18 protein-coding genes are annotated in these 21,249 nt (G+C 61.9%); 7 read left to right on the top strand and 11 right to left on the bottom strand.

Going from position 1 to position 21,249, the window contains the following annotated elements; all coding sequences use genetic code 11:
• Nucleotides 1–172 precede the first annotated feature (172 nt).
• The gene (locus ACE4RL_RS14775) at nucleotides 173–1,066 is read right to left on the bottom strand and encodes a LysR family transcriptional regulator (protein WP_375597869.1); all 894 of its coding nucleotides are present in this window, start codon (nucleotides 1,064–1,066) and stop codon (nucleotides 173–175) included.
• A gap of 108 nt (nucleotides 1,067–1,174) precedes the next feature.
• Here ACE4RL_RS14775 and ACE4RL_RS14780 point away from each other — a divergent pair, with 108 nt between their 5' ends.
• Together ACE4RL_RS14780 and ACE4RL_RS14785 are read left to right on the top strand one after the other, a co-directional pair.
• Nucleotides 1,175–2,176 (top strand): NAD(P)-dependent alcohol dehydrogenase, encoded by a 1,002-nt coding sequence (locus tag ACE4RL_RS14780; RefSeq protein ID WP_375597870.1) that lies wholly within the window; start codon nucleotides 1,175–1,177, stop codon nucleotides 2,174–2,176.
• Between the two features lie 80 nt (nucleotides 2,177–2,256).
• The gene (locus ACE4RL_RS14785) at nucleotides 2,257–2,988 is read left to right on the top strand and encodes a DUF4386 domain-containing protein (protein WP_375597871.1); all 732 of its coding nucleotides are present in this window, start codon (nucleotides 2,257–2,259) and stop codon (nucleotides 2,986–2,988) included.
• Between the two features lie 168 nt (nucleotides 2,989–3,156).
• On the opposite strand, the gene gabD is transcribed toward ACE4RL_RS14785, so the two are convergent.
• From gabD to nrdH, 5 genes are all read right to left on the bottom strand, one after another.
• A complete protein-coding gene (gabD, locus tag ACE4RL_RS14790) occupies nucleotides 3,157–4,611 on the bottom strand; it encodes an NADP-dependent succinate-semialdehyde dehydrogenase (protein ID WP_375600292.1) in 1,455 nt (484 codons plus the stop codon).
• A gap of 195 nt (nucleotides 4,612–4,806) precedes the next feature.
• On the bottom strand, nucleotides 4,807–5,781 hold the full coding sequence (nrdF, locus tag ACE4RL_RS14795) for a class 1b ribonucleoside-diphosphate reductase subunit beta (protein ID WP_375597872.1): 975 nt from the start codon (nucleotides 5,779–5,781) through the stop codon (nucleotides 4,807–4,809).
• 19 nt (nucleotides 5,782–5,800) lie between these two features.
• On the bottom strand, nucleotides 5,801–7,981 hold the full coding sequence (gene nrdE, locus ACE4RL_RS14800) for a class 1b ribonucleoside-diphosphate reductase subunit alpha (protein WP_375597873.1): 2,181 nt from the start codon (nucleotides 7,979–7,981) through the stop codon (nucleotides 5,801–5,803).
• A complete protein-coding gene (nrdI, locus tag ACE4RL_RS14805; RefSeq protein WP_375597874.1) occupies nucleotides 7,963–8,367 on the bottom strand; it encodes a class Ib ribonucleoside-diphosphate reductase assembly flavoprotein NrdI in 405 nt (134 codons plus the stop codon). The genes nrdE and nrdI overlap by 19 nt, the downstream gene beginning before the upstream one ends.
• 23 nt (nucleotides 8,368–8,390) lie before the next feature.
• On the bottom strand, nucleotides 8,391–8,612 hold the full coding sequence (gene nrdH / locus ACE4RL_RS14810; protein ID WP_338723081.1) for a glutaredoxin-like protein NrdH: 222 nt from the start codon (nucleotides 8,610–8,612) through the stop codon (nucleotides 8,391–8,393).
• Nucleotides 8,613–9,436: 824 nt separating this feature from the next.
• On the opposite strand from nrdH, the gene ACE4RL_RS14815 reads away from it, so the two are divergent.
• The 4 genes from ACE4RL_RS14815 to ACE4RL_RS14830 all read left to right on the top strand — a co-directional run bounded on the left by ACE4RL_RS14815 (nucleotide 9,437) and on the right by ACE4RL_RS14830 (nucleotide 13,166).
• Nucleotides 9,437–9,628, top strand: a complete 192-nt coding sequence (locus tag ACE4RL_RS14815) for a hypothetical protein (protein ID WP_375597875.1) — start codon at nucleotides 9,437–9,439, stop codon at nucleotides 9,626–9,628.
• Nucleotides 9,629–9,695: 67 nt separating this feature from the next.
• Entirely contained in the window at nucleotides 9,696–10,373 is a 678-nt protein-coding gene (locus ACE4RL_RS14820; RefSeq protein WP_375597876.1) for a response regulator transcription factor, read from the top strand.
• Nucleotides 10,373–12,838: an extracellular solute-binding protein gene (locus ACE4RL_RS14825; protein WP_375597877.1), complete on the top strand. Its 2,466-nt coding sequence runs from the start codon at nucleotides 10,373–10,375 to the stop codon at nucleotides 12,836–12,838. The genes ACE4RL_RS14820 and ACE4RL_RS14825 overlap by 1 nt, the downstream gene beginning before the upstream one ends.
• 154 nt (nucleotides 12,839–12,992) lie before the next feature.
• Complete coding sequence (locus tag ACE4RL_RS14830; RefSeq protein WP_165836894.1) at nucleotides 12,993–13,166, top strand: hypothetical protein; 174 nt, start codon at nucleotides 12,993–12,995, stop codon at nucleotides 13,164–13,166.
• A gap of 154 nt (nucleotides 13,167–13,320) precedes the next feature.
• Here ACE4RL_RS14830 and ACE4RL_RS14835 read toward each other — a convergent pair whose 3' ends face one another.
• The 5 genes from ACE4RL_RS14835 to ACE4RL_RS14855 form a co-directional block, all read right to left on the bottom strand.
• A complete protein-coding gene (locus ACE4RL_RS14835; protein ID WP_375597878.1) occupies nucleotides 13,321–14,868 on the bottom strand; it encodes a tripartite tricarboxylate transporter permease in 1,548 nt (515 codons plus the stop codon).
• The gene (locus tag ACE4RL_RS14840; RefSeq protein ID WP_375597879.1) at nucleotides 14,868–15,368 is read right to left on the bottom strand and encodes a tripartite tricarboxylate transporter TctB family protein; all 501 of its coding nucleotides are present in this window, start codon (nucleotides 15,366–15,368) and stop codon (nucleotides 14,868–14,870) included. Before ACE4RL_RS14840 ends, ACE4RL_RS14835 begins: the two co-directional genes overlap by 1 nt.
• Nucleotides 15,365–16,309, bottom strand: a complete 945-nt coding sequence (locus ACE4RL_RS14845; protein WP_375597880.1) for a Bug family tripartite tricarboxylate transporter substrate binding protein — start codon at nucleotides 16,307–16,309, stop codon at nucleotides 15,365–15,367. Before ACE4RL_RS14845 ends, ACE4RL_RS14840 begins: the two co-directional genes overlap by 4 nt.
• A 133-nt stretch (nucleotides 16,310–16,442) precedes the next feature.
• The gene (locus tag ACE4RL_RS14850; RefSeq protein ID WP_375597881.1) at nucleotides 16,443–17,435 is read right to left on the bottom strand and encodes an acryloyl-CoA reductase; all 993 of its coding nucleotides are present in this window, start codon (nucleotides 17,433–17,435) and stop codon (nucleotides 16,443–16,445) included.
• A gap of 342 nt (nucleotides 17,436–17,777) precedes the next feature.
• A complete protein-coding gene (locus ACE4RL_RS14855; protein WP_375597882.1) occupies nucleotides 17,778–20,045 on the bottom strand; it encodes an NADP-dependent malic enzyme in 2,268 nt (755 codons plus the stop codon).
• A gap of 227 nt (nucleotides 20,046–20,272) precedes the next feature.
• On the opposite strand from ACE4RL_RS14855, the gene ACE4RL_RS14860 reads away from it, so the two are divergent.
• The gene (locus tag ACE4RL_RS14860; RefSeq protein ID WP_375597883.1) at nucleotides 20,273–21,202 is read left to right on the top strand and encodes an ArsR/SmtB family transcription factor; all 930 of its coding nucleotides are present in this window, start codon (nucleotides 20,273–20,275) and stop codon (nucleotides 21,200–21,202) included.
• The last annotated feature ends 47 nt before the right edge of the window (nucleotides 21,203–21,249 follow it).

Consider the following 21,249-nt stretch of genomic DNA (forward strand, 5'->3'; position numbering starts at 1 on the left):
CCAAGGCGAATGGGCCGGCTGCGCTCGCCAAGGCCCGCGCAAATGCTGCTGTATCGGTTCCCATGCTCGATGAGATGTGGACACGAACCGGGGCATCCTCCTGGTCGACCTTGCGGTTCGAGAGGTCGGTTCTGGCGGTGCCCGTACCGACGTCAGGCGCGGCAAAGCCAATTCACGAGCGCGCCAGTTCCTCCGCCAGAAAGTCGAACACCATCCTCACCCTGCGCGAGGTGTTAAGTTCGCGATGGGTCGTGAGCCAGATCGGAAAGGTGAACGGCGTGTAGGCGCCGTCGAAGGCGGGGACAATGCCGGGGGTGCACTCGCCCAGGAACTCGGGAACCACGCCGATGCCGGCGCCCGCCTTGAGCATCTCCCAATGCACAAGGTGACTGTCGGTGAGCACGGTCAGGTTGCTGCGATCAACGGGTAGGCCCGCCTGGACGAGGCCGGCGACATAAATCTCAGGTGACCAGAGGCTGATGAAATCGGCTTGGGGCAAAGTTTCGAGGGTCAGCGGGCGGCCGAAAGCTTCCAGATAGCGCTCGGACACATAGAGCCGGGCGGTGACGTCCTTGATCTTGCGGGCGATCAGCTCGGGCTGATCGGGGCGAAAGTTGCGGACGGCGATATCGGCTTCGCGGCGGCGAAGATCGGCGGCAGAATTCTTGGCGATGAGATCGACGGTAAGGCCCGAAGCGGTGCGGCGCAGCTTTTGCACGATCCCCGGGAGGAGAAAAGCGGCATCGATCTCGCTGGCGGTAATGCCAATGGTGCCTTCAAGCGCCTGGGCGCGTCCGGAGGCACCGAGCGAGAGACGGCCAGCGGCTTCGCCCATGGTGCGGACATGTTCGAGCAGATCCAGGCCGCTGGGCGTGAGTTCGAGGCCCCGGCCGGTGCGCTCGAACAGCACAACGCCCAGTTCTTCCTGCAGCGCCTCGACCTGGCGGCCTAGCGTCGGCTGCGCCATGCCCAGAGCGCGGGCGGCGGCCGACAACGAGCCTTCCTCGGCCGTCACCAGAAAGGCCCGGGCGCGGTTCCAGTCAAATCTGACGCTTCTCCAATCCATGCAAAAGTGCATACCGGAATACAGGATTTAGTCAATTCTGCAGAGGACGCGTCGGGCCTATCCCTTGGCCATCGGCACCGGAGCGGTGCAGCCAAGTGGAGAAGACAGATGAAAGCGATTGTGGCCAAGGCCTATGGCGGCCCCGAAGTTCTGAGCGTTGCAGAGATTGCGCGCCCGCAGATCAGGGACAATGAGGTGCTGGTCAAGATCTATGCCAGCGCGGTGACACAGGCGGACGTGATGATGCGGACCGGCACGCCCTGGTTTGGCCGGGCCTTCCTGGGCTGGCGCAAGCCGAAGGCCCCAGTGCCTGGCACCGCCTTTGCCGGCAAGATCGTCGAAGTGGGCAAGGCGGTGACCCGCTTCAAGCTCGGTGACGACGTCTTCGGCGAAACCAGCATCGGTTTTGCCACTCACGCCCAGTTTGTCAGCGTGCCCGAAGACGGCGTCGTCGAGACCATTCCCATGACCATGTCCTATGAAGATGCGGCGCCAGTGACCGACGGGGCATTGACCTCGCACAATTTCCTGACGCGGTTGGTAAATATCCAGCCTGGGCAGAAGGTGCTGATCAATGGCGCGGCCGGTGGTCTGGGCACGTCGGCGGTGCAACTGGCCAAGCATCTGGGCGCGGAGGTCACGGCGGTGGCCAGCGGGCGCAATGCCGAATTCCTGCGCGAGCTTGGCGCCGATCACGTGATCGACTACAGGCGCGAGGATTTCACCCAAAGGCGCGGTGCCTATGACGTGATTTTCGACACTGTGGGCAAGGTGCCGTTCAGCAAGGCAAAGCAGGCGCTCAAGTCGGACGGCGTCTATCTCTCACCGGTGCTGGGACTGGGGCTGTTGTTCACCATGCTCTGGACACGCGAGTTCGGGCGCCAGAAGGCAAAGTTTTCGGCCACGGGCCTCCTGCCGCATGCCGAGCTGCGGGTACGGCTGGGCGAGGTCAGGGCGCTCATTGAGGACGGGGCGCTGAGGACGGTAATCGACCGGCGCTACGAACTCGATGCGGTGGCAGAGGCGCATCGCTATGTCGAGAGCGGTCACAAGCGCGGCAATGTCGTGCTCGAAATCACCCATGCCGACGTCGCGGTTCTCGCGGCCTGATCTTCCTTCCCATAGCGGCGACATCGTGCACCGGCCATGGCGGCCGGTGGCTGCCGCTCGCCCCTTTCGAGGATGAAACGATGACCATTCAAACTGAAAACACCTTCAACTGGGCCCGCTCGGCGGGGCTTGCCTATCTCGGGGTCGCAGTGCTGGCAGGCTTTGCCGAATTTTCGGTACGGACCGGCATGGTGGTGGATGGCGATGCCGCCCAGACCATGGCCAATATCGCCGCCAACCAGACCCTCTATGGCCTGGCCGGGATTGCCGACCTTCTGGTGCTGCTGCTCGATACCTGGCTGGGGCTGGCTTTCTGGATGCTGCTCAAATCGGTCAATCGGCCCATGGCGCTGCTGGCGCTGTTCCTCAACCTGCTGCGCCTCCCCTGGATGGGAGCCAATGTGGTCTACCACTTTGGCGCGCTGCTCTTGGTCAATGGTGCCCTGCCGAGCTTCCCGCCCGAGCAGGTGCAGGACATGGTGGCGTTCCTTATGGACATGCATGCCTATGGCTACACGGCTAATGGGATCTTCTTCGGCGCCTGGTGCTTTTCCATCGGCTGGCTGTTCTATCGCTCGGGCTTCGTGCCGCGGCTGCTGGGTGTCGTCATGATGCTGGCGCTGGCGGGCTATTGGACCGACCTGTTCGTGGTGTTCGTGATGCCCGAATTCGAGGCCGCGATCTCGCCCTTCGCGGTGATGCCGGCAGCACTGGCGGAAATCTCGGTCTGCCTGTGGCTGACCTTCAGAGGCGGTGCCGTGCATCATGCCGCACAAGTGCACCTAAATCAGCCTGGGCTAGGAACACTCTAGGTCGACCTATCATCAGCAGATCGACGTCATCGCCGGCAAATCACCAATACGCTGGCGCTGACCCACCCTATGCGATGGACGGCCACTGGAGCGATCCGCGCCCGCGCGTCGCCGTGGCCGGTGACCATTTCCCGCTGATGCGCAATTCGTTTCAGTCTTGCCCAGACTTCAGGCGATACCGCCGAGACAGACATATTTGATTTCGACAAATTCTTCGATGCCGTAGCGCGAGCCTTCGCGGCCCAAACCGGACATCTTCACCCCGCCGAAGGGCGCCTCGGCGGTCGAGACGAGGCCCGTATTGACCCCGACCATGCCGTATTCAAGAGCCTCGGCAACGCGCCAAACGCGGGACAGATCGCGGGCGTAGAAATAGGACGCAAGGCCGAATTCGGTGTCATTGGCCTGCGCGATGACGTCGGCCTCGTCCCTGAAACGGAAGAGCGGCGCCAGCGGACCGAAGGTTTCCTCGCGGGCAATGGCCATATCCGGCGTTACGTCAGCCAGCACGGTGGCTTCGTAGAAGGTTCCGCCCAGCTCATGCTGCCGGCCGCCCCTGAGCACCTTTGCGCCTTTGCCCACGGCGTCGGTGACATGCTCCTCGACCTTGTCAAGCGCGGCCTGGTCGATCAGCGGCCCGAGCATGACCCCTTCATCAAAGCCATTGCCGGTCTTCAAGCTGCCGACGGCATTGGCCAGCTTCTTGGCAAATACGTCATAAATGCCGTCCTGCACATAGATGCGGTTGGCGCAGACGCAGGTCTGGCCATTGTTGCGGAACTTGGCGATCAGCGCACCATCGACGGCGGCGTCCAGATCTGCATCGTCGAAGACGATGAAGGGCGCATTGCCGCCCAGTTCCAGCCCGAGCTTCTTGATGGTCGGCGCACTCTGCTTGTAGAGCTCGGCGCCAACCTCGGTGGAACCGGTAAAGGTCAGTTTGCGCACGATCGGGCTGGCGGTCATTTCGCCGCCGATTGCGCGGGCGGAACCCGTCACCACACTGAATAGGCCCTTTGGCAGGCCGGCCCGCTCGGCCAGTACAGCCAGCGCAATGGCCGAGAACGGGGTCTGCGACGCGGGCTTGAGCACCATGGCGCAGCCGGCCGCCAGCGCAGGGCCCGCCTTGCGGGTGATCATGGCATTTGGAAAATTCCAGGGCGTGATGGCTGCGACCACCCCGATGGGCTGCTTCATCACCATGATCCGCGCATCGCTCCGGTGGCCCGGAATGAGATCGCCATAGACCCGGCGGGCCTCCTCTGCGAACCATTCGATGAAGCTGGCGCCATAGGCAATCTCGCCAATGGCTTCCTTGAGGGGCTTGCCCTGTTCGAGCGTGAGGATGCGCCCCAGATCGGTCTGATTTTCCATCATCAGCTCGAACCAGCGCCGCAGAATGCCCGAGCGCTCCTTCGCGGTGCGGGCAGCCCAGCCCTTCTGTGCAACCTCGGCAGCCGCGATTGCCGCGCGCGTTTCATCAGCGCCCAGCTTGGGGACATAGCCGATCAACTCACCCGTCGCGGGATTGGTGACGGCGATGCCGGTTGCCGGATCGGCGTCGATCCAATTGTCTCCGATAAGGGCGCTCTGGCGCAAAAGGGTCGTATCGTCGAGCTGCATCATCCGGCTCCCTTGGGAAGTTATAGCGCCTTGTGTAAGCCGCTGCGTCCATCAATGAAATACCGCCCAGATGCGGCAAAGTTCCAGCGCCAGCGCAAAGTTTCCGGTTGCATCCTCGCTGACCAGACGCCCGCCATCCCCAGGCAAACAAGAAGGGCGCCTCTCGGCGCCCTTTTCATTTCAACCGTCTCGAGATCAAAAATCCCAGTCTTCGTCCTCGGTCGAGATCGCCTTGCCGATGACGTAGCTTGAGCCCGAGCCGGAAAAGAAGTCGTGGTTCTCATCGGCGTTCGGCGAAAGGGCCGAGAGGATGGCCGCGTTGACCTTGCAGGCCTCGGGCGGGAACAGCGGTTCGTAGCCCAAGTTCATCAGCGCCTTGTTGGCGTTGTAGTGGAGGAATTTCTTGACGTCTTCGGACAGGCCGACGCTGTCGTAAAGGTCCTCGGTGTAGCGCGCTTCGTTCTCGTAGAGCTCGAACAGGAAGTCGAAGGCGAAGTCCTTGATCTCCTGCTTCCGAGCGTCGGAGAGACGCTCCATCTCACGCTGGAACTTGTAGCCGATGTAGTAGCCGTGCACGGCCTCGTCCTTGATGATGAGGCGGATGAGGTCAGCGGTATTGGTCAGCTTGGCGCGGCTCGACCAGTACATGGGCAGGTAGAAGCCGGAATAGAACAGGAAGCTTTCAAGGAAGGTGGAGGCCACCTTTTTCTTGAGCGAGTCCCCGCTTTCGTACTGGGCCAGAATGAGCTGGGCCTTGCGCTGCAGGAATTCGTTTTCTTCCGACCAGCGATAGGCGTCGTCGACATCGGGCGTCAGGCACAGGGTCGAGAAGATCGAGGAATAGGAGCGGGCATGCACCGCTTCCATGAAGGAGATGTTGGAGAGCACCGCTTCTTCATGCGGGGTCTGCGCATCTGCCATCAGCCGCACCGCGCCGACGCCGTTCTGGATGGTGTCGAGCAGGGTCAGCCCGGTGAAGACGCGGATGGTGAGCTGCTGCTCTTCCGGCTTCAGCGTCCCCCAGGACGGGATGTCGTTGCTGAGCGGCACCTTTTCGGGCAGCCAGAAATTGGAGGTCAGGCGGTTCCAGACCTCCAGATCCTTGTCGTCCTGGATGCGGTTCCAGTTGATGGCGCGGACGCGGCTGATGGGCCTTGCGTGCATATTCATGGGTTTGGATGCCTTCTTATCAGAGCGCGCAGGAGACACAGCCCTGAACCTCAGTTCCTTCAAGGGCAAGCTGGCGGAGACGGATGTAGTATATGGTCTTGATGCCCTTCTTCCAGGCGTAGATTTGCGCCTTGTTGATATCGCGGGTGGTCGCGGTATCGCGGAAGAACAGGGTCAGCGACAGGCCCTGGTCGACGTGCTGGGTGGCCGCCGCATAGGTGTCGATGATCTTTTCCGGCCCGATTTCATAGGCATCCTGGTAATATTCCAGGTTGTCATTATCCAAATAGGCCGCCGGATAATAAACGCGGCCGATCTTGCCTTCCTTGCGGATCTCGATCTTGGAGACGATCGGGTGGATCGAGGAGGTCGAGTGGTTGATATAGGAGATCGAGCCGGTCGGCGGCACGGCCTGCAGGTTCTGGTTGTACAGCCCGGTCATCATGACCTTGGCCTTCAAGTCCTTCCAGTCTTCCTGGGTCGGCAGGTGAATGCCGGCCTTCTCGAACAGCTCGGCCACTTTGGGTGTCGCCGGGGTCCACTCCTTGTCAGTGTATTTGTCGAAATAGCTGCCATCGGCATATTTCGACTTGCCGAAGCCCTTGAAGGTTTCGCCGCGCTCGGTGGCGATCAGGTTCGACGCGCGGATGGCGTGATAGGTCACCGCGTAGAAATACATATTGGTGAAGTCGACGCCTTCTTCCGAGCCGTAGAAGATGCGTTCGCGGGCCAGGAAACCGTGCAGGTTCATCTGCCCAAGGCCAATGGCGTGGCTATCGGCATTGCCCTTGGCGATGGAAGGCACCGAGCTGATATTGCTCATGTCCGACACGGCGGTCAGCGCGCGGATCGAGGTCTCGATGGTCTGGCCGAAATCTTCGGAGTCCATCGCCTTGGCGATATTGAGCGAGCCGAGATTACAGGAAATATCCTTGCCCATGTGCTCGTAGCTCAGATCCTCGTTGTAGATCGAGGCGTCGCTGACCTGCAGGATTTCCGAGCAGAGGTTGGACATGGTGATGCGCCCATCGATCGGGTTGGCCCGGTTCACCGTGTCCTCGAACATGATGTAGGGATAGCCGCTCTCGAACTGGATCTCGGCGATGATCTGGAAGAATTCGCGCGCCTTGATCTTCTTTTTCTTGATCCGCTTGTCCTCGACCATCTCGCGGTATTTCTCGGTGACCGAAATCTCGGTCATCGGCACGCCATAGACGCGCTCCACGTCATAGGGCGAGAACAGGTACATATCCTCGTTGTCGCGGGCCAGTTCGAAGGTGATGTCGGGGATCACGACGCCCAGCGAAAGCGTCTTGATGCGAATCTTTTCGTCGGCATTTTCGCGCTTGGTGTCGAGGAAACGCATGATGTCGGGGTGGTGGGCATGGAGGTACACTGCCCCTGCCCCCTGACGCGCGCCAAGCTGGTTGGCATAGGAGAAGCTGTCTTCCAAGAGCTTCATCACCGGCAGCACGCCTGAGGACTGGTTCTCGATCTGCTTGATGGGGGCGCCCATCTCACGGATATTGGTCAGGCTCAGCGCCACGCCGCCGCCGCGCTTGGACAGCTGCAGCGCCGAATTGATGGCGCGGCCAATGGATTCCATATTGTCTTCGACGCGCAGCAGGAAGCACGAGACGAGCTCGCCGCGCTGCTTCTTGCCGGCATTGAGGAAGGTCGGGGTCGCGGGCTGGAAGCGGCCGGAAATGATCTCGTCGACAAGGTTCTTTGCCAGCACTTCGTCGCCGCGCGCCAGGGCCAGCGCGACCATGCAGACGCGGTCTTCATAGCGCTCGAGATAGCGCTTACCGTCAAAGGTCTTGAGCGTGTAGCTGGTGTAATATTTGAACGCGCCCAGGAAGGTGGGGAAGCGGAACTTCTTGTCATAGGCGTAATCATAAAGATCGCGCACGAAGTTGAAGCTATAGTGATCGAGCACGTCCTGCTCGTAATAGCCTTCCTCGACGAGATAGGTCAGCTTTTCGCGCAGATTGTGAAAGAACACCGTGTTCTGGTTCACATGCTGCAGGAAATACTGGTGGGCCGCCTGCTTGTCCTTGTCGAACTGGATCTTGCCCTGCTCATCGTAGAGATTGAGCATGGCATTGAGCGCATGATAATCCAGTGCAGCCTCGTGCTTGTCTTGCGAAGGCTTACCGGCCGGCCGTTCTTCGGTGCGGTCTAGTGTGAGCGTGTCCAAAACCGTTCCAGTCCTTGTCTGACATTGGCGACATCCTCATCGGTTCCGAGCAGTTCGAAACGGTAGAGGAGCGGCACGGCGCATTTCTGGCTGACGATGTCGCCTGCAATGCAATAACCGGTGCCGAAATTGGTGTTGCCCGCGGCGATGACGCCGCGGATGAGTTCGCGATTATGCGCGACATTGAGGAAGCGGATGACCGGCTTGGGCACCGCGCCCTTGCCATCCCCACCGCCATAGGTGGGCAGCACCAGCACGAAAGGCTCGTCCATCACCGGCGGCTCGCTTGCAGCGTCCACCGGCAGGCGCACCCCGTCTACGCCCAGCCTCTCGATGAAGCGATGGGTGTTTTCCGACGTGCTGGAATAATAGACGAGGCCGCTCATGGTCAGGGCCCTGCTCCAAAAAATCAGGCGAGGTTGCCGATCATGTCGGGACGAAAACCGGCCCAGTGCATGTCACCGGCCACGACCACGGGAACTTGGCGATAGCCCATCTCTTCAACGCGCGCATAGGCGTCGGCGTCGGCGGAGATGTCGACAACGGTGTAGTCGAGGCCCTTGCGGTCGAGCGCGCGGGTGGTGGCGGTGCACTGGACGCAGGCAGGCTTGCTATAGACGGTGATGCTCATCGTAATCCTCACAGGACTGATCGTATGCGAATGGCTCCTGCCATCCGCGGGTGGACGTTTGGGTGCAAGGCAGGCCTTCTGGCATGGATACGACCTGGACCCTTGCTGGGCCGCTCCGGCATCGCTTCAAAGTCAAACACGCGAACCATCGCTTCAGTCATTCCCAAGTCACGAGCGCGCACACGCCCGCCTGCCGTAATCCGGCTTCGTCCGGTCTGTCGTTGACGCTGTTACCAACCCCGGGCCCGCGGGAGGGCGGACCCAAGAACTTGCCCCGTGCCCCGGCCCTGCATCAGTCGTATCGCCGATGCTTGTTCCGAGGGCTTGTCCGAAGCTCTTTCAGGAGCGCCGGACCGAGGATCAGGTTCACGCGATTCATCTTCGTCGTCAACGCCAGAAAATCACAACACCTAGTGCCCAACCCCTCGCTACCAACAAGGGATGGTATGGGTAATATGTGGATTGTGGGGACAAATATCAAGCAAAACAGTGCCGTTGGAGTGCCGATTTGATTGGCGCTTCACGCGCCTCAACCGGCCTCTGAACTGCGCTAGATTCCGCCGCTAAAGCCACGGAAAATCTCGCTGTTCCGGTCGCTCCAGCCCTGCTTAACCGGGCGTTCACCATAGGGGGAAGCCCGATTCTCCCCTACGCCAAAACTGTCAAGCGCGGAATTTTTGACGCCAATGCGACAGCGCCAGGGATATCCACCGCTATCCACATGGACACCACATCTTGTGCCCCGGCGTAAACCATTCCGACGCTCGGCACGCGACAGCCTCAGCCGCCCCTGTTAAGGTTTCGTCAACCATAGGAGGCCGGACATGCGCGTCCCCAACGCCGGACAGGACCTGATCGAGCGCCGCATCGTGCGCGAAGGCAAGGCGCTGGCCGAAGCCATCCTGGCTGACTACGCCGACCCGCCAAATTTCCCGTCTCCTGGACTATGGTCGGCCTTTGGCGCCACGGGCACACGGCTGTCTACCCTGATGCGCGGACTGGCCCTGCGTTCCTGAGACATAGGCCGCAATTCCAATTCCACCAGCATCCTCCATGCATTAGTGTCCCAAGCCAGGAGGACTGATGCGCATTTTGCTGGTGGAGGATAATGAGGATCTTGGCGAGGCCATTGAAAAGCGCCTGCGCTCGGCCGGGCATTCGGTGGAATGGGTGCGCGACGGGAACGACGTACTCCCGGCCGCCGAGGCGGAGCCGTTCGACGCCGTCGCGCTCGATCTCATGCTGCCCAATCGCGACGGAATCAGCCTCATTGCCGAATTGCGGCGGCACAAGTTCACGGCGCCGATCCTGGTGATCACCGCGCGCTCGGAAATCGACGACAAGGTCAGCCTGCTCGATCTGGGGGCCGACGACTATCTGGTCAAGCCTTTCGACCTCAGAGAACTGGAAGCCCGTCTGCGGGCGCTGCTGCGCCGCACCGGCGGGCAGGCATCCAGCACCGTTACGGTGGGCAATCTCGAACTGGATGTCGCCGGGCTCAACGCGTCCATTGCCGGCAAGCCGCTGGAACTGGGCCGCCGGGAGTTCCGCCTGCTCGAAATCCTTGTGGCTCATGCCGGTAAGGTCGTGGTCAAGGAAAGGCTTATGAACCAGCTTTTCAACTTTGATGAAAACGTCTCGGTCAACGCCTTGGAATTGCACATTTCTCGCCTGCGCAAAAAGCTTGAGGCCGCCAATATCGAGATCGGCACGGTGCGTGGCGTCGGCTATGTCGTGCGGGTGAGCGGGCCGCAGGGGTGATGGACGCTGGGCACAAGCGCTTCTCCATCCGCCGGCGCATCTTCGCGCTGGCCGTTGCCCTGTTGCTGGCCGCGTCGCTGGTGCTGATTGTCTTTATTCGCGATTATGCCGATCGCGCCTCCGACCGCGCATTCGACCGCCTGCTGGCCGCCTCAGCGCTGACCATTGCGGGGGCGGTGCAGGTCGAGAACGAAGCCGTGGTCGTGGAGATACCCTTTGCTGCCTTTGCCATGTTCTCTGGGCAGGACCGGGTGTTCTACGCCGTCGAAGACCCGGACGCGCTGACGGTTACCGGCTATGAGGACCTTGCTGCGCAATTGGGCGAAACGGTTTCGTCCGAACCCGTTTTCACCGATATGCGCTACCGCGGCGAGTTGGTCAGAGTGGCCAGTGTGGGGCGGCTGATCTCGACGCCCAGCGATACCGGCTGGGTGACCATCCATGTCGCCGAAACGCAAAACCAGCGCGCCACGCTCGCCAATGAAATCCTCTCCAATGCCGTGCTGCCGGTGCTGGCGCTGACCCTTCTGGCCATTGGCCTGGTGTGGTTCGGCATTTCGCGCATGTTCGCGCCGCTGACCGAGCTCGAACATGAACTGCGCATCCGCCCGCCAGACGATCTGTCGCCGATTTCCGTGCCGGTCCCGAACGAAGTCGAGCATCTCGCCTCAGCGCTCAATGGCTTCATGGCTCGCCTGCAAAAGGCGATGGAGCGGGTGAGCGGACTGGTGGCCGAGGCTGCCCATGAAGTGCGCACTCCCCTCGCCTCGCTGCGTGCCCAGGCGGAAGTCGCCATGGATGAACAAGACCCCGAAGCCCTGCGCAGGCGGGTCGCACGCATCCATACTGGCGCGGTGCAGGCCAGCCAGTTGGTCAGCCAGCTTCTGATGGAGGCCACCATCTCCCACCGCATGGAGAACAGCGATATCGAAACCACCACCCTTGCGTCTGTCATCGGCGAGGTCCGCCAGCGCCTTGACCCCGACCAGGCACAAAGGCTGCGCATCCATCTCGATGCCGGAGCGTCAGAAGCGCCCTTGCGCGGCGACCGCGTGGCCTTGCGCGAAATGATGCGCAATGTGGTGGACAACGCGCTGGTCTACTCGGATGAACATGTCGATATCGCCGGCCATATCCGGGACGGTCGCCTGCTGATCGAGGTGAGCGATCGCGGTCCCGGCATCGCCGATGCCGAAAAGTCGGGCGTTCTGGAGCGTTTCAAGCGCGGCCAGTCCAGCGCCGGCACGGTGGGATCGGGTCTTGGCCTGTCGATAGTGGCCCGCGTGACCCAGGCGCACCAGGGGCACCTGGCCCTGTTGGACCGGGACGGAGGCGGCTTGACCGTTGCAATCACCCTGCCCTTGTCGCGCCGTTCGGCCGGTGTGGGGTCGTCGCTGAGCCTGTGGGCCGGGTTCGTTCTTGTGGGGGCGCTGCTGCTGCCGCCCTCCCCGGCCGAAGCAATGACCACCACCTATCCGGCGCGCGACGGCTCAACGGCGACCGCCCTGCACATCCTGGGGGTCACCGACACGCCGCTCTTCGCCCACTTCATCGAGGCATTTCAGGCCCAGCGCAGCAATGTCACCATCGTCTACGAAGAAACCGACTCCTTGCCGCTTTACGAAGGCTTTTTGTCCGGCAGTCTGGAAACGCCGCCGGACCTGCTGATCAGTTCCGCATCGGACCTGCAATTGAAGCTCGCCAATGATGGTTACGCGCTGGCCTATGACAGTCCTTACCTGGCCAGCCTTCCGGACTGGGCGCATTGGCGCAACGAGGTCTTCGGTTTCACCTTCGAGCCCGCCGTGATCATCTACAATCGGGACCTGATCGCCGATGACGAGGTACCGCGCACCCATCTGACGCTGGCCGAACTGCTCGAGACCCAGACAGACCGCTTCCGCGGCAAGATTGCAACCTACGACATCGCCCTGTCCGGGGTGGGCTACCTGCTGGCGGCGCAGGACCAGACCATCTCCTCGACCTTCTGGCGCCTCGCCAGCGCCTTCGGGCGGGTCAATGCGCGCTTCTCGGGTTCCAGCCCCGCCATTCTCAACGGCGTGGCCGACGGCACGCTGGCGCTCGGCTACAACGTCCTGGGTTCCTACGCCTTTGCCCGAAAGGCGGAAGGCGCGCCCATCGAAATCGTGGTGCCCGACGACTATGTGCTGGTCCTGACGCGCTCCATGATGATCCCGCGCAATGCGCCCAATGCAGAGCTGGCCAAGAGTTTCGTCGATTTCGCGCTGTCGCCTGCCGGGCAGGCCGTAGCGGCCGGGCCGACCTCGCTCGGAGCGGTCGTGCCTCAGAGCGCGGGCGAGTGGACCAGCGAAGCCATTGCCGCCCGCGGCCGCGGGGTCATCCAGCCAATCCCGCTGGGTCCGGGCTTGTTGGTGGCGCTCGATACGCTGCGGCGGCAGCGCTTCCTCGACACCTGGCAGGAAATCGTCTCGCCCAAGCCATGACCTGACGGCATGGGCAGGTGACCGCAGGAGAAGATTTTCGCTCAGCGCATGGCTGGGGTGACCAATCGCCCCCTACCGGAGGGGCGGGGCAGGGTCCATCTACAGGTCATGGAAACGACCCGGGCCGTTCCGGGTTGAACAGGAAGGATTGAAAATGAGCACCCCGCGCAAGAACAAGTTCTTTGCGACCCTCGACACTTTTGCCACCGTATTCGGCAGCGCTGCTGCTGTGTCGGCGGCGGTCGAAGCAGGACGGGTGCCCAAGGCCAAGCACCTGGACAATCTGGGCATCGACCCGGTCGCGTTCCGCAACATCGGCAAGGTCTAAGCTCCGCTTCACTAGCGTCGTAGCTTGGTCAGGCGCGGGGCCCAGGCCCCTCCCTCCCGAGGCTCCAGCGCCACACCCGCCGATATGACAGGCCCGGCTGCCAGATCCCTCCCTGGCAGCCGGGCTTTTTCTTGCCTGCGTTTTGCAGGCAGGGTCAGTCTTCGTCAGTCGCCAGTTGTCCCAGCACCCCGCCCTGCCCACGCAGTCGCATGATCAGCGGCACGCCCACGGCGATAATGGCAGCGACATACAGCGTGATCGAGATCGGCGAGGAAATCAGCACGCCGATGTCGCCCTGGCTGATGGCCAGCGCCCGGCGCAATTGCTGTTCGGCCATTGGCCCCAGGATCAGGCCCACAACGGCAGGCGCGATTGGATAGCCGAAGCGGCGCAGCAGATAGCCCAGAATGCCGAAGACAAGCAGCAGCACCAGTTCAAACGAAATCCGCACCGGACCAAAGCCCATGGACATGGCACCATTGGCTCCGAGCGTTCCCAGCGTGGCGAAGGTCAGAATGCCCGCATAGAGCCAGTGCTTGGGAATGGTCAGCAGTTTCACCCAAAGCCCGATCAGCGGCAGGTTGAGCACCAGCAGCATGAAGTTGGCCACCAGGAGGCTCGCAATCAGCGCCCAGACCAGCGGGGCATTGTTGGCGAACAGCAAGGGGCCGGGCTGCAGGCCGAATTGCTGGAAGCCGGCGAGCATGATGGCGGCGGTGGCCGTGGTTGGCAGGCCCAGCGTCAACAGCGGCACCAATGTACCGGCCGCCGAGGCATTGTTTGCGGCTTCCGGTCCGGCCACGCCTTCAATGGCGCCATTGCCGAATTCCTCGGGCTTTTTCGAGAATGTCTTCTCGGTGCTGTAGGAGAGGAAACTGGCCACATCGGCCCCACCCGCCGGCATGGCGCCAATGGGGAAGCCGATAAAGGTGCCGCGCAACCAGGAGGCCCAGCTGCGTTTCCAGTCCTCCAGTGTCATCCAGACCGAACCCTTGACTGCCGTCACTTCGGTATTGGCCTGGTCGCGGTCCGAGGCCGTCTTGAGCGTCTCGCCAATGGCGAACAGCGCCACGGCGAGCGTTGTCACCTCGATGCCGTCGAGCAGGTCCATGACGTTGAAGGCAAGGCGCGTCTGGCCGGTCTGCAAATCGATGCCGATCAGGCCCAGGCCCAGCCCGATGAACAGCGCCGTCAGCCCGCGCAGGGCCGAGTCCCCGAACGCCGCCGAAACGGTCACGAAGGCGAGAACCATCAGGGCGAAATAGTCCCAGGGGCCAAAGGACAGGGCAAATTTGACCACGAAGGGCGCAATAAACGCCAGTCCCAGGGTCGCCAACAGGCCGGCAACGAAAGAGCCGATCGCGGCAGTGGCCAGTGCCGGACCGCCCCTACCCTGGCGGGCCATCTTGTTGCCCTCGAGCGCGGTGACGATGGAGGCGCTTTCGCCAGGCGTATTGAGCAGGATCGAGGTGGTCGATCCGCCGTACATGCCACCATAGTAGATTCCGGCGAACATGATGAGCGAGCCGGCCGGGTCCAGCTTGTAGGTCACTGGCAGCAAGAGCGCCACGGTGAGCGCCGGGCCGATGCCGGGCAGCACGCCCACGGCGGTGCCCAGGGTCACGCCGATCAGCGCATAAATCAGATTGTGCACCTGCAGGGCCGAGAGCAGCCCCTGGGCGAGAAGGTCGAAAGTTTCCATCAGAAGGGAGTTCCCGTCGTCAGCAGGCGTTCCAGCACGCCGGCGGGCAGCGACAATTGCAGGCCTTTGGCGAAGATGAACCAGACGGCAAAGGAGAATACCGTCCCGATCGCGAAGGTCTGCCAAAGCGGCCCGCGCCCAAATGCTCGGGCCGTACAGGCAAACAGCACGCCCGTGCCGATGGAGAACCCGGCCGTCGAGAGCAGCAGAATCTGCCCGATTAGACCGCCTACAATCCAGAAGATCGGCGCATAGTTGTCCTTGCTGCGTTCAGGAAAGCTGCCGCGCATGGCCGAAACAACGGTACCGATGGCCAGAAGCACGAGGCCAGTCGCGATCACATAGGGAAAGACTGTGGGTCCGACCCGCTGCTGCAGGGGTGGCAGGCGCATCTGACTGGTCTGCCAGAAGATCACCACCGCAAGCCCGGCGAGAACGGCGGCGATAACAAGCGCCGCCCCATCGGGGCGACGCTCGCGGCTGGGAGAGCCTGTTGTCATTGCACCAGGCCGATATCTTTCAGGATAGCCTCGGTGGCCGTCTTGTCAGCTTCAAGCTGGGCGGCGAAGGCCTCGCCGTCAAGATAGGTGTCGACCCAGCCGCGGGTTTCAAGCGCAGCCTGCCAGGTCTCGGACTCGGCCATGGCCTTCACGTCTGCCGTAATAGCGGCCTTCTGCTCATCGCTGAGGCCGGGGGCGGCGGCAACCATGCGCCAGTTCTGCACAGCCACATCGACGCCCTCTTCCATCAGGGTCGGAGCATCGAAGCCGGGCACGCGGGTGTCGGTCGAAACGGCCAGCAGACGCAGTTCACCGGCTTCAATCTGCGAAGCGAATTCGCTGACGCCGGAGAGGCCTACGGTGACCTGACCGCCCAGAATGGCGGCAAGGGCTTCACCACCGCCCGAATAGGCGATGTAGTTGACCTGGGTGGGGTCCACGTCGACGGCCTTGGCGATCAGGCCTGCGGTGATGTGATCGACACCACCGGCCGAACCACCAGCCCAGGCCACGGCGCCCGGATCTTCCTTGAGCTTGGCGACCAGATCGTCAACCGACTGAATGTCGGATGCGGCGGGCACCACCAGAGCCACCGCTTCACCGGTGAGGCGCGCGATGGGGGTGACGTCTTCGAGGGTCACCGGCGACATGTTGGTCAGGATAGCACCGACCATCACATAACCGCCCACGATCAGGGCATTGGGATTGCCATTTTCCTGGTTGGCGAACTGGGCCAGGCCAATGGTGCCGCCGGCGCCGGGCACGTTGGTGACCTGCACGTTGTCCGAAATGCCTTCGGCCTGCATGGCCTCCTGCATGGTGCGTGCGGTCTGATCCCAGCCGCCACCTGGGCCAGCCGGCGCCATGATGGTGTAATCGGCAGCAAATGCAGGTGCGGAAAGGGCGCCGGTTACCAGCGCCGCGAGAAGCAGCTTGTTCATAGTTCCTCCCTAGAACAATAGCGAACGTCGTTACGTCCGTGGGAACAGCTTATGCCTGCTCCCTGTCATCGTCCTGTCAGGAAGGCTAGGCCTTTGGGATAGGCCTGAGCAAGCATGTCACGCGCATCGCCCTTCAAGCGCTGATGTCAACCAGGACCCGGCCCTTCACCTCGCCTTTGAGGATTTGCGTGGCCTTATCCGGCAGCGCTGCGAGTGCCAATTCCTCGACATTGCCGGCATAGGCCGCGAAGTCGAACAGCCCGGCCAGCCGCGTCCAGGCATCGGTGCGCGCATCGAAAGGCTGCATGACGCTGTCGATGCCCAATAGGTTCACCCCGCGCAACAGGAATGGCAGCACATTGGTGTCGAGCTTGATTCCGGCCGCATTGCCCAGGCTCGCCACCGCGCCGCCATAGGCGATCTGCCGCAAGAGCTTGCCCAGCACGTCGCCACCAACGCAGTCGATGGCCGCGGCGAAGCGCGCCGTTTCCAGCGGCTTGTCGGGCTGCGCCATGAATTCATTGCGGTAGATGATATTGGCCGCGCCGAGATCGCGCAGCATATCGGCATGCTGCGGGCGCCCGGACAAAGCCGCCACCGAATAGCCCAGGCGTCGCAGCAGAGCCACGGCGATCGAACCCACCCCGCCAGCGGCACCCGTGACCAGCACCTCGCCATTCGATGGTGTCAGGCCTGCCCATTCAAGCCGGTTGATGGCCAGCATCGCGGTCAATCCAGCCGTTCCCATGATCATGGCATCGCGCGTTGTCAGATTGGCCGGTAGCGGTACCAGCCAATCGGCTTTGACCCGCGCCCGTTCGGCATAGCCGCCCCAATGGGCTTCCCCGACCCGCCAGCCAGTCAGCACCACCTGGTCACCGACGCGATACCGGAAGTCGTCGCTTTCGCGCACGGTGCCGGCAAAGTCGATGCCGGCGACATGAGGATAGGTACGCACCAGGCCACCCTGCCCCATCAGGCACAGCCCATCCTTGTAGTTCAGCCCGGCCCATTCGATATCCACCGTGACATCGCCCTCGGGCAGGCGCGCGTCCTCGAGCGTCTGTACCGCTGACGAGACGGTCCCATCTTCAGCTTTCTCTGTCAGCAGGGCACGGAAACTCATGGGCCTTCTCCTCTACTTTTGCTCTTGGGCATGTGGCCAGAATGACGACTTATCCACGCCCCGGCAATCACGTCTATCCTCCTTCCATCCCCGCCACACACGCGGCCCCGACGCAGGGCCGGGCGGGGAGGCCGGGAAGAGGGGCGCCTCTTTACGCGGGTAGAAGCTCGGCAGCCGGACCTGCAATAACGGTACCGCCTGAATCCGGACCCGTGGAAAATCCGTGTTTCCGTGACGAACGGCCAGTGGCTCTTGCCCTTGAACGTTCATCTTTCTGGGCCGCTGGCCGTTCGTCACCGTGTATCCGCAAGCCGAGAGGCCGGGCGGCGCCTTTGCTCGCCCCTACCCCGCTGCCTCCGTTGCCGCAATCGCCGTCATGTTGACGATGCCACGGCTGGTCACCGTCGGCGCCAGGATGTGCGCAGGCTGGGCCGTGCCCATCAGGATAGGGCCGATATGCAGGCCATTGTTCATCTCCTTGAGCAGGGTCATGGACAGATTGGCCGCCTCCAGGTTCGGGAAGATCAGCAAATTGGCTTCGCCCTTGAGCACGGAGTCCGGAATATAGCGCTCACGCAGGCTCTCATTGATCGCCAGATCGCCCTGCATTTCGCCCTCGACCATCAGGTCCGGCGCCTCGGCCTTGAGCCGATCATAGACCTTCCGCATCTTTTCGCTGGTTTCGCCGTCGCGGGAACCGAAGTTGGAATAGCTCAGCAAGGCGGCCTTGGCCTCAATGTTGAAGCGCTTGAGGTGGTCACGGGCCTGCAGGGCAATCGAGACCAGCTCGTCCTCGGTGGGGTCGATATTGGCGTAGGTATCGGCCAGGAAGAATACCCCGCGATTGAGGATCAGCATGGACAGGGCCGAAAGTTGTTGCGCCCCCGGTGCCACCCCGATCACCGAATGGATGTCGCGGGCATGTTTGATGAACCGCCCCTGCAATCCGCAGATCAGCGCATCGGCCTCGCCGCGCTTGACGGCCAGCGCGCCAATCACAGTGGTGTTGGTGCGCACAATGGTCTTGGCGGTATCGGGGGTGACGCCCTTGCGCCCAACCAGCGCATGGAAGTCGGCGACATAGTCGCGATAGCGCGGATCGTCTTCGGGGTTGATGACCTCAAAATCCGTGCCGGGCCGGATGGTTAGCCCGAAGCGTTCCAATCGCGATTCAATCACCGATGGGCGGCCGATCAGGATCGGCTTGCCGATGCCGTCTTCGAGAATGACCTGTGCGGCGCGCAGCACGCGCTCGTCCTCGCCATCTGCATAAGCGATGCGCTGGCCCGACGCCTGTGCCCGCTCGATCATCGGCTTCATCACCAGGCCGGAGCGGAAGACAAAGCGGCGAAGCTGATCGCTGTAGGCATCGAAATCGGCAATCGGACGGGTGGCGACTCCGCTCTCCATGGCCGCCTTGGCCACTGCCGGCGCAATTCTCAAGATCAGCCGCTGATCGAAGGGATTGGGGATCAAATAGTCCGGCCCGAAGATCGCCGGCACACCATGCGCGGTCGCTTCGAGGCCCGGTTCGTGGGCGAGTTTGGCGATGGCATGGGCAGCGGCCGCCTTCATTTCCTCGTTGATGATGGTGGCGCCACAATCGAGCGCGCCACGGAACAGGAACGGGAAGCAGAGGACATTGTTGACCTGGTTGGGATAGTCCGAGCGCCCCGTGCAGACCAGCGCATCGGGCCGCGCTTCCTTGGCCAGTTCCGGCATGATCTCGGGAATGGGATTGGAGAGCGCCAGGATCAGCGGATTGGGCGCCATGTCCTTCATCATGTTGGGCTTGAGCGCCCCGGCCTTGGAGAGGCCCACAAAGATATCCGCCCCCGCCATGACGGCGCTCAGCTCTGTCTCGTCGGTGTCCTGGGCAAAGGCGCCACGCCAGCGGTCCACCGAATTATCCCGCTTCTTGGTCACCAGCCCCTTGGAGTCGGCAATCCAGATGTTTTCCCTTTTTGCACCAACGGCAATCAACATGTTCATGCAGGCAATCGCGGCCGCTCCTGCCCCGGAAGTGACAATCTTGGCCTTGGCGATGTCCTTCTTGACCAGCCGCATGGCGTTGATGACGGCAGCGGCCACAATGATGGCCGTACCGTGCTGGTCGTCATGGAAGACGGGGATATTCATCCGCTCGCGCAGCGCTTCCTCGATCTCAAAGCATTCCGGTGCCTTGATGTCTTCGAGGTTGATGCCGCCAAAGCTGGGTTCCAATGGCGCAACAATCTCGATGAAGCGTTTGGGGTCCTGTTCATTGACCTCGATATCGATCGAGTCGATGCCGGCGAACTTCTTGAAAAGGACCGCCTTGCCTTCCATCACCGGCTTGCTCGCCAGCGCCCCGATATTGCCCAGCCCCAGCACAGCCGTACCGTTGGAAATCACGGCGACCAGATTGCCCTTGGAGGTGTATTTGTAAGCGTCGGCCGGATTGGCGGCAATTTCCTCGCAGGGGGTGGCCACCCCGGGTGAATAGGCCAACGAGAGGTCGCGGGTGTTTGCAAGCGGCTTGGTGGCTACAATCTCCAGCTTCCCCGGCTTGGGGAACTCGTGAAAATACAGCGCAGCCTCGCGCAGGTTGGCAGCCTTTTCGTCGGACATCACTCTCTCCCATCTGCGGAGCGGCACGGTCCCGCGCCAGTTTGCACCCCACGCCGCAAAAGCTTCTCAAGAACAGCTCTGACCTATCAAGGGAAGTTATGCCTTAGTCGTAAGCCAATGGACCGGATTTTCGGAAACACAGGCGGATGCGGCAGCTGGCGGGTTGATTGGTTCAGATTTGCTGATACACATTTCCATTTTGATCCATTAGGCAGCACCGTATCAGCATGAGCCGCAATTTCCTGGTTATCGACCCTGAAGAAGGCATTGACGTGCTCAAGGGCCTGGCCTCGCCGATCCGCGTCAAGATGCTGAAATTACTGCATGTCGAAGGCGCGATGAATGGCAATGACATCGCCGAAAAGCTTGGACTGCCGCAGTCGACCGTATCGACAAATCTGCAGATTTTGGAGAGTGCGGGACTGATCCGCACCGAGACGCAGAAGGCACGCAAGGGCAATCAGAAGATTTGCCATTCGACATTCGATGAAGTGCTGGTGATGTTCAAGGATGACATCGAGCCACTCCGTGCCAACACGATCGAAGTGTCCATGCCGCTGGGGCTCTACACCAGCTGCGACGTATCAGCCCCTTGTGGCCTGTGCTCGAGCGACGGCATTATCGGGCTGCTCGACGTGCCCGACACCTTTCTCGATCCCGACCGCATGAAGGCGGGGCTGATCTGGTTCACGCGCGGCTACCTCGAATATCAGTTCCCCAACAATGCCAAGCTGGCCCAGAACACCATTGAATCGATGGAGTTCATGCTGGAATTGAGCTCGGAAGTCCCCGGCACCTCGGCGGACTGGCCAAGCGACATCACCTTGTCGGTGAATGGCACCGAGATCGGCACCTGGCTCTCAACCGGCGATTTCGGCGACAAGCGCGGTGTTTACACGCCCGATTGGTGGAAGCTCAAGGGCAGCCAATACGGCAAACTCAAAAGCTGGCGCGTGACCATGGACGGGACCTATGTGGATGGGATGAAGATTTCACCGGTCTCATTGCACGACCTCGACCTGGGCAATCACCATTCGATCCGGCTGCGCATCGCGGTCAAGCCCGATGCCAAACACCCCGGCGGCATCAATATATTCGGCCGCGGTTTCGGCAATTACGACCAGGACATTATCCTCCGGCTGCAAACCGCGCCCTGACTTATCCTCGCCCTCGACTTCCGCGCTAATCTCGCCGTTCAGCGGAG

This window comes from Devosia polycyclovorans (genome assembly GCF_042181575.1).
Taxonomy (GTDB): domain Bacteria; phylum Pseudomonadota; class Alphaproteobacteria; order Rhizobiales; family Devosiaceae; genus Devosia; species Devosia polycyclovorans.